Genomic DNA, 8,152 nt, shown 5'->3' on the forward strand with positions numbered 1-8,152 from the left:
AAGGGTAATAAATAATCACCGCCGGAACCCTGCTCTCATCCGGCGGTTATCGTCTTCACCTCATGTCCCCCGGCTCCGGCGTCTGCTATTGCGGTTCCAGCACGCATAAGACCCGGAGACCGGCAAAGGGGCCGGAGATGGTTCCTTCTGCAAGCCAATCTATTGAGTGAAGAGAGGTACCGCACCCGGCCCCCCCTGTCCCCCGGGAAATTCACGTTCCGGCGTATCCACCGCCTCTCCCGGCGCCGTGGTGGTTGCCCCACCCCCACCGACCAGAATGTTGATATATTATACATTATTAATAATGTATAATTGGGGTGCCTGAATGGCTGAAAGTTTCAACGTCAAACTTGAGGAGGCGAAGTACTACTCTCCCGAGGCCAGCTGCAAGGAGCGCTCCTGGATCGGTGACTACAACCGGACCTACCAGAAGTTCCTGGCAGACCCCGATGGGTTCTGGGACTGTATCGCGAGGGAACTTGAATGGTTCCAGCCCTGGGACCGGGTGAAGGAATGGGAATACCCGTACGCAAAGTGGTTCGTCAACGGGAAACTCAACATCACACACAACTGCCTGGACCGCCACGCCCACCGCGAGCGGCGGAACAAGGTTGCGATCCTGTGGCGGGGGGAGACTGCGGACGAAGAGCGGACCTACACCTATCGCCAGCTCCTGCAGGCTGTCTCCCGGTTCGCGAACGGTCTTAAGCGCCTCGGCGTCGGGAAGGGCGACCGGGTCTGCATCTACATGCCGGTGGTGCCCGAACAGGTCATCGCGATGCTCGCCTGCGCCCGCATCGGCGCCGTCCACTCGGTCGTCTTCGGCGGGTTCGGCGTCAGCGCCCTCAACCAGCGGATCCGGGGCATCGACGCGAAGGTGGTCGTCACCGCCGACTTCACCTACCGGCGCGGCAAGGCAATCCCGCTCAAGACCATCGTAGAAGAGGCGGTCGTCAACGCCCCGAGCGTTGAGCGGATCGTCATTCTCCGGCGCGATGCCGATAAGCCCGTGGAACTCCACCCCGAGATGGAGGTGGACTATTACGACCTGATGGACGGCGCGGAGCGGGAATGTCCGGCTGAACCGATGGACGCCGAAGACCCGCTCTTCATCCTCTACACGAGCGGCACGACGGGGACCCCGAAAGGCATCGTCCACGCCTGCGGCGGCTACATGGTCGGGACCTACTACACGACGAAGTACGTCTTCGACGTCAAGGACAGCGATGTCTACTGGTGCACCGCCGACCCCGGCTGGATCACCGGTCACAGCTACGCCGTCTACGGCCCGCTCCTGAACGGCGCCACCTGCCTCCTTGCGGAGGCAACCCCCGATTACCCGACCCCGGGCAACTACTGGGACCTCATCGAAGAGTACGGCGTCACCATCTTCTACACCGCCCCGACCGCCATCCGGATGTTCATGCGGGTGGGCGAGGAGTGGCCGAACCGCTACAACCTCTCGTCGCTTCGCATCCTCGGATCGGTCGGCGAACCGCTCAACCCCGAGGCTTTCGAGTGGTTCTACCGCACCATCGGAAAAGAGCGGTGCCCGATCATGGATACCTGGTGGCAGACCGAGACCGGGATGCATATGCTGACCACGACGATCGGCGAACCCATGCGCCCGGGATTCGTGGGCAGGCCGATCCCGGGCGTCGTCGCAGACGTCGTCGATGCGGCCGGAAACCCGGTCCCGCCGGGCACCGGCGGCCTCCTGGTCGTCAGGGAGCCCTGGCCGTCGATGATGCGGACGATCTGGAACGACGACGAACGCTACCGCAAGTACTGGAACACCATCCCCGGATGCTACACGGCGGCCGATCTTGCGGTGAAGGATGAAGACGGCTACATCATGGTCCTCGGCCGGTCCGACGACCTGATCGTCGTCGCCGGGCACAACATCGGCACCGCAGAGGTCGAGAGCGCGCTCGTCTCCCACGCAGCCGTGGCGGAAGCGGCCGTGATCGGGAAACCCGACCCCCTGCGGGGGAACACCATCAAGGCCTTCGTCATCCTCAGAGACGGCTGCGAACCCGGTGAGAAACTGAAGAACGACCTCGTCTACCACGTTCGGATGACACTTGGGCCCATCGCCATCCCGTCCGAGTTCGACTTCGTCCGGTCGCTCCCAAAGACCCGGAGCGGCAAGATCATGAGGCGGCTCTTAAAAGCGCAGGAACTGGGTATGGACCCCGGCGATACATCGACCCTGGAGGAATAAATAACCATCCCCTTTATATACTGTTTTAAGCATGATATATATATGAATGAGCGTAAACCAGAGGAGTCCCTCAAGATAGAAAATATCGTCGCTTCCGCGAAAGTGACGGATTCGCTTGATCTCCCCTCTCTTGCCTCCCAGTTGAAGGACGCGGAATATAATAAAAAACGGTTCCCCGGCGTCGTTCTCCGGATGCAGGACCCGAAGATCGCCGCACTCGTCTTCGGCTCCGGCAAGGTCGTCCTGACCGGTGCGAAGAGCATCGACAGCCTCTCGCGGGGCCTGCAGATCCTCGGCGAGCACCTGCGGGCACTCGGTATCGATATCCCCGAACCTGAAAAACTGACCTACAAGGTCCAGAACATCGTCACATCGGCAGACCTCGGGACACCGATCAACCTGAATAAGATTGCCGTAGGGTTCAACCTGGACAAAATCGAATACGAACCCGAACAGTTCCCCGGGCTCGTTTACCGGCTCGACGACCCGAAGGTGGTCGTTCTCCTCTTCGGGTCCGGCAAACTGATCATCACCGGCGGCAAGGTGCCCGAAGACGCCAGGCGTGCGGTGCAGCGGATCCTCTCCGAACTCTCCAGTCTCGGGCTCATCTAATCCTATAAAATATCCTTCTCTTTTTTTTGGTCGTACGGACCCCCGGTTATTCCCTCTTCTCCGGTATGAAAGTGAGAGGAGGCCGGGACTCGGGCGGCTGGGCCCCGGTTCGTAAACCAGCCGGACTCCTTCTCTCTCCCGGAGATCACCTCCTCATCGCCGAAGGGGGCATGATCCGGTAAGGAAACGGATAATTATCGTCAACCCATTGCTCCATCGATTCTCTTAAAACAACCACAATCGCAAAATCTCCTATTGAAATAATAATATTTTTATAGTCAGATTTAAAACAATAGATATCATCTGATGGTGAACGGATGAGGTCCGACAAGATACAGTATTTTACGCCACGCGATGAAGAACTCGCTGAACTTCTCATGGGTATCGGTATCAAGAGGAATGTCTCCAAAGTGCTCGTATACCTTGCGAACACCGATGAAGCAACCTCTCGCGATATCGAGCGGGGCACCGATCTCCGCCAGCCTGAAGTCAGCATCGCCATGCGCTACCTCAAGGAGTGCAACTGGATCGACACCCGCGAGAGCAAGTCGGAGAGCAAAGGGCGGCCGGTGAAGATCTACACGCTCTCCCGTCCGATAACGGAGATCATGGATACAATCGAGAAGGAAAAGAAAAAAGAAGCCCGGCACCAGCTGGACCTCATTCAGAAGATGCGGGAATGCATCTCATTGCAATGACACAACGCGGCAACCCTTCTCCTCACCGACAATAACCGTTATTTTTTCTCCGTATGCCGTGAAAAGGCCGCACTCGAGCGCGCCGGGAATGGCGGCTATCTCTCTTTCCAGGACCCGGGGACTTTTGATCGCTCCGAAGTCGCAATCAACGATGAAGTTCCCGTTGTCGGTAACAACCGGGCCGTCTTTCTTCACGCCGTCCCGGAGAACCGGCTCGGCGCCGAGGAGAGCGAGGCGCCGGATGACGCCTGCGGAGGCGAACGGGAGCACCTCGACCGGGACGGGTGCACTCAGGGTATCGACCATCTTCGTCGGATCGACGACGATGAGCACCTTTCGGGATGCGTCCGCCACGCATTTCTCCCGGAGGAGCGCCGCGCCGCGTCCCTTGATCAGGCAAAGATCCGGATCGACCTGATCGGCCCCGTCGATGGCGATATCGATCTCGGGGTGTTCGTCGAGGCTCGTGAGCGGGATGCCGTACCGGTGTGCACGGACGGCCGCCTGGTAGGATGTCGGAACGCCGGCGATGGACAGACCCTCTCCGGCGATCCGCATCCCCAGCCGCTCCATCGCAAAAAAGACGGTCGACCCGGTGCCGAGACCGACGACCATCCCGTCTTCGACCGCCCCGGCTGCCCGATACCCCGCATTCCGCTTCGCCTCTGCTGCAATCATCGCCGTACTCATCGTCCTCTCTTCAGATATCCGTTCCACCGAAGATCCTCCTGAGGCGATCTGCGGCCCGATATGCCGTACAATCGAGCGTGATGGGCGTAATGGAGACGTTGCCTTTCTGCACCGCGTGCGCGTCGGTCCCTTCCTCCGCATCTTCGTGCAGGGGCCCGTCGATCCAGTAGTAGGGGCGCCCGCGAGGGTCGAGGCGCCTCTCCACGCCGGTGTAGAAGAGCTTCTCGGCAAGGCGGGTGATCTCGTAACCGCCGCGCACCGATGCCGGGATATTCACGTTGATGACGTCGGCATTCTCCGGGAACCCGTTTGCGAGAATCTTACCGCAGATCTCGCGGACCACCAATTTTGCATCGGAGAACCTATCCGTGATCTTCGATGGATCGTCGAACTTATCGCCCTGGTCCTCCACCTGCAACGAGAAGGCAAGGGACGGCACTCCCTGGTTGGCCGCTTCGAGCGCGGCCCCGACGGTCCCCGAAGTCATGATGGACTCGTATGAGAGGTTTTCACCGATATTGATGCCGCTGACGACGAGGTCCGGGTTCAGGTTCAGGGCAAACAGCCCGATGATCACGGAATCGGTTGGTTTCCCGCCGACCGAGTATGCCGGCACCCCGTTCATCGCCACCCGGGTTGCACGGATAGGCTCAAAGATGGAGATCGATCGCCCCACGGCGCTCTGCTGGGTGGCGGGCGCGACCACGGTGACGTCGGCGATCGGCGCAAGCGCATCATACGCCGCCCAGAGCCCCGCAGACGTGATTCCATCGTCATTGGTAAGCAAAATCTTTTGTTTCATCCTTGTTTATAGGATGGTCCCTGAGTCACAAAAACCTGCCCGATCGTCAGGGTCAAGTCTCCGGCGGTCAACCTTGTACTACGATGAAGGCACTTCTCGCCGAATACTCCGTATGCAACGACCCCGACCTTGCGCCTGAGGGTGCTGCCATGCTCGCCACGCTGAGCGAGAGTTTTGCCCGGTGCGGCTACGACGTGGTGGTCCCGGAGGGACCCGATTTCGAGGGGGAGATCCGGAGGCTCGCGCCCGGGTGCGACGTAGGGCTGGTCATTGCACCGGACCACCTCCTTTTCCGGTACACGCACCTCCTCGAACAGTTCACTCACAACGTCGGATGCGGCAGTATGAATGTGGCTGTCTGCGCAAACAAACAACGGACAGCGGCAATCCTCTCCCGGAACGGGGTTGCGGTCCCCCCCGATGCCGGTGAAGGGAGACAGGTGGTCAAACCGATCATGGGCTGCGGCGCCCGCGGGGTCCGGCTGACGGACGGGGAGCCGGGTGCCGGCGAGTTCGCCCAGGCATATATCGAGGGGGAGACGCTGAGCGTGAGTCTTGTGGGAAGCCGGGTGACCGGCGACGTCTGTGAGTTCTACTCTGGCAACCCCCCGCTCCTGCTCGCCGTCAACCGGCAGGAGATCGCCGTCGCAGAAGACGGGAGTTTCCAGTATCTCGGGGGCGAGACGCCCGTCCACCCGGAGCGCGAGGAAGAGATCGTCGCCACGGCCGTCCGGGCGCTGAACATCCTCGGGTGCCAGGGATATGCCGGGATCGATGTCATCGTCAAAGACCGCATCTACGTAGTGGACGTCAACCCGAGACCTACGACCAGCCTGGTCGGCATCGCAGCCGTCATGGAGGAGGAGATCGCCGATATCCTTGTTGCTGCGTCCCACGGCAAAAGACCGACGGAGGTCCATCTCTCCGGGAGGGTGCGGTTCGACACGGACGGGAGGATCAGCCGGCCATGATCGGCATCGATATCGGCGGTGCGAACCTCAAGGTCGTCGACGACGCCGGTGTGCACATCCACTACTGCCCGCTCTGGCAGGGCGCCCCGCTTGCCGCACTCCTCGAACCCTACGCGGAACCCGCCGCCGTGGTGATGAGCGGAGAACTGGCGGACTGTTTTGCAAGCAAGATTGAGGGCATCAAATGGATCGTCGGGACCGTTCATGCGGTCATCCCCGATGCCGCCTTCTACGGCACCGACGCGGCGTTTCATACCCGGCCGGTCCCGGACCTTGCCGCTGCGAACTGGCTGGCGTCGGCGGATTACCTGCGCGAAGAGTACGCCGATGCGGTGCTCCTCGACGTGGGGAGCACCACTGCCGACGTCATTCCCCTCAACTCCTTCGAGAGTCTCAAAGGGCTGACCGACACCCGGCGGCTGCAAAAACAGTATCTCGTCTATACCGGCATGCTCAGGACGAACGTCGCCGCAATCCTGTCGTCGGTGATGCTGGACGGAACGGTAACCCCGGTGAGCACCGAGTACTTCGCCGCAAGCGCCGATGTGCATCTCGTGCTCGGCCATATCGCTCCGGAAGACTATACCTGTCCGGCTCCGGATAACGGTGCAAAGACCGCCGATGCAGCGCTCCGGAGGCTTGCCAGGGTCGTCTGCGCCGATCTCGACGAGATCGGGGAGTCCGGGGCCCTCCAGGTGGCCAGGCAGTTCTGGGAGGCCCAGAGAACGCTGATCGTCCGTGCAGTGGGGCGTGCGCTCTTCCGGAGCGGCGCCGAGCAGGTGATCACGGCTGGGATAGGAGCGGACCTTTTCGCCCGTGAACTGGACGGCATCATGCTGGAACAGGAACTCGGAGAGTTCTCGGATGCACTGCCCGCGTATGCGGTGAGGGAGGTGGCGCTACGGCAAACCGCTTCCGACTGACCCTCGTTCTGCTCGCGGCATCGGTCGTCATCACGGCGGCGTCGTTTGTTCTCGGGTTTCCGTTCTTCTTCCTCTTCCTAGTTATACCACTGATCCCGCTGTTCGGGCGCACTCCTGTTGTGAAGCGCTGTCCGGTCTGCGGGTGGGAAACCACAGGCAGCGAGCGCTTCTGCCCCTACGATGGGACGCCGCTCACGGTCGAGGGCGAAGGTGGCGAGGTTCAGCAGGGAGAGCGGTAGGGGAAGACCGAAGAGTTCTGTTGCCGGGATCGCGCCGAAGTCGCGGGAGGCGTAATTCCGGATTGTCCCCCGGTCGACGACGATCCCCATCGCCCGGAGGTAGTGTGCCGCCCGGTTGAAGGGCATCTGCTGCGCAAGAACGACGCAGAGGTCGACGATGGGCGATGCGAGGCGGGTGTCGGGGTAGAACGGCGCGTCTGCATAGCAGAGAGCGTTGCATTGCCGGCAGTAGAACCGCTTCACGTTGACCCGAATGGTGCGCTCTTTTCCGTCATCGAGCAGGACGGCAAACCGTTTTTCCCGCAGGTCATGTCCCGTCACCGGACCGCCGCACGACGGGCAGGCCGCGAGGTCGGTGAACTCGACACCGTCCATTGACGTCAGGGCGTTTCCCACCAGGTCGACGAGCATGGGCGGGACAGGCAGTTTTTTCATCACGGTGGTTGCTCCCCTGTGGAACTGTGTGAAAAGTATGGTATGCCACCAATAATAACCCCATTCCTCGAAGAGAACGGCCGGCATAGCGAGGACCCGGGCCCTCATGTCCGGTGCTCCGGGGGCGTGCCTCCCGAAACTGCCTTCATCGAAGTCTGCTCCGGACCGGGGCAGGAGAACCGCTCGACGGCGGCGCCCTGTGAGCGTCCGGGTCTATGGGCCCGGATGGCAGGCCCGAATATTGATCCGGTCGGTAATCCCGGGAAGTGCACCCACCCCCCGGAGTGAAGGGGGCACACAACCCACACTTATTCATCAAAAAATCGCTTGTTAAGCACTAGTGTTAAATATTTCAATTGTCTATATTAGTGTATCCGAGGTTTTTACCATGGATCTCAAGTACGTACAGACAACATGTCCCTACTGCGGTACCGGCTGCAGTTTCAACCTCGTCGTCCGGGACGGGAAGGTTGTCGGCACACAACCTTACACCCGCTCCCCGGTCAACGAGGGAAGGGTATGCCCCAAGGGCACCTACGCCCATGAATTCATCAACAG

9 protein-coding genes are annotated in these 8,152 nt (G+C 60.8%); 6 read left to right on the forward strand and 3 right to left on the reverse strand.

From position 1 onward, the window contains the following. Positions 1-325: 325 nt before the first annotated feature. The 3 genes from acs (at position 326) to BP737_RS12035 (ending at position 3,534) form a co-directional block, all read left to right on the forward strand. Entirely contained in the window at positions 326-2,224 is a 1,899-nt protein-coding gene (gene acs / locus BP737_RS12025) for an acetate--CoA ligase (RefSeq protein ID WP_292405276.1), read from the forward strand. A 42-nt stretch (positions 2,225-2,266) separates the two neighbouring features. After that, on the forward strand, positions 2,267-2,836 hold the full coding sequence (locus BP737_RS12030) for a TATA-box-binding protein (RefSeq protein WP_292405278.1): 570 nt from the start codon (positions 2,267-2,269) through the stop codon (positions 2,834-2,836). A gap of 317 nt (positions 2,837-3,153) precedes the next feature. Then, on the forward strand, positions 3,154-3,534 hold the full coding sequence (locus BP737_RS12035) for an ArsR family transcriptional regulator (protein WP_292405280.1): 381 nt from the start codon (positions 3,154-3,156) through the stop codon (positions 3,532-3,534). Here the strand turns inward: BP737_RS12035 and rpiA are convergent. Further along, positions 3,523-4,224 carry a ribose-5-phosphate isomerase RpiA gene (gene rpiA, locus BP737_RS12040; protein WP_292405293.1) on the reverse strand — a complete coding sequence of 234 codons (702 nt, stop codon included), beginning with the start codon at positions 4,222-4,224 and terminating at the stop codon, positions 3,523-3,525. The genes BP737_RS12035 and rpiA overlap by 12 nt on opposite strands. Before the next feature lie 10 nt (positions 4,225-4,234). Next, the gene (surE, locus tag BP737_RS12045) at positions 4,235-5,026 is read right to left on the reverse strand and encodes a 5'/3'-nucleotidase SurE (RefSeq protein ID WP_292405281.1); all 792 of its coding nucleotides are present in this window, start codon (positions 5,024-5,026) and stop codon (positions 4,235-4,237) included. An 83-nt stretch (positions 5,027-5,109) separates the two neighbouring features. On the opposite strand from surE, the gene BP737_RS12050 reads away from it, so the two are divergent. Together BP737_RS12050 and BP737_RS12055 are read left to right on the forward strand one after the other, a co-directional pair. Then, entirely contained in the window at positions 5,110-5,997 is an 888-nt protein-coding gene (locus tag BP737_RS12050; RefSeq protein ID WP_292405284.1) for an ATP-grasp domain-containing protein, read from the forward strand. Then, positions 5,994-6,920, forward strand: coding sequence for a hydantoinase/oxoprolinase family protein (locus BP737_RS12055; protein WP_292405287.1), 927 nt, complete (start codon positions 5,994-5,996; stop codon positions 6,918-6,920). The genes BP737_RS12050 and BP737_RS12055 overlap by 4 nt, the downstream gene beginning before the upstream one ends. 77 nt (positions 6,921-6,997) lie before the next feature. Here BP737_RS12055 and BP737_RS12060 read toward each other — a convergent pair whose 3' ends face one another. Beyond that, positions 6,998-7,594 (reverse strand): hypothetical protein, encoded by a 597-nt coding sequence (locus tag BP737_RS12060; protein WP_292405290.1) that lies wholly within the window; start codon positions 7,592-7,594, stop codon positions 6,998-7,000. 388 nt (positions 7,595-7,982) lie between these two features. Between BP737_RS12060 and BP737_RS12065 the strand changes: the two genes are divergently transcribed. After that, positions 7,983-8,152: hypothetical protein (locus BP737_RS12065; protein WP_342679097.1), on the forward strand; the 170-nt coding region annotated here is incomplete at its 3' end.

The organism is Methanoculleus sp. UBA291, assembly GCF_002499755.1.
Taxonomy (GTDB): Archaea; Halobacteriota; Methanomicrobia; order Methanomicrobiales; family Methanoculleaceae; genus Methanoculleus; species Methanoculleus palmolei.

Coding starts and splice junctions, on each gene's coding strand:
- BP737_RS12050 (WP_292405284.1), top strand. CDS start 5,110: ATGAAGGCACTTCTCGCCGAATACTCCGTATGCAACGACCCCGACCTT.
- acs (WP_292405276.1), top strand. CDS start 326: ATGGCTGAAAGTTTCAACGTCAAACTTGAGGAGGCGAAGTACTACTCT.
- BP737_RS12035 (WP_292405280.1), top strand. CDS start 3,154: ATGAGGTCCGACAAGATACAGTATTTTACGCCACGCGATGAAGAACTC.
- surE (WP_292405281.1), bottom strand. CDS start 5,026: ATGAAACAAAAGATTTTGCTTACCAATGACGATGGAATCACGTCTGCG.
- rpiA (WP_292405293.1), bottom strand. CDS start 4,224: ATGAGTACGGCGATGATTGCAGCAGAGGCGAAGCGGAATGCGGGGTAT.
- BP737_RS12055 (WP_292405287.1), top strand. CDS start 5,994: ATGATCGGCATCGATATCGGCGGTGCGAACCTCAAGGTCGTCGACGAC.
- BP737_RS12060 (WP_292405290.1), bottom strand. CDS start 7,594: ATGAAAAAACTGCCTGTCCCGCCCATGCTCGTCGACCTGGTGGGAAAC.
- BP737_RS12030 (WP_292405278.1), top strand. CDS start 2,267: ATGAATGAGCGTAAACCAGAGGAGTCCCTCAAGATAGAAAATATCGTC.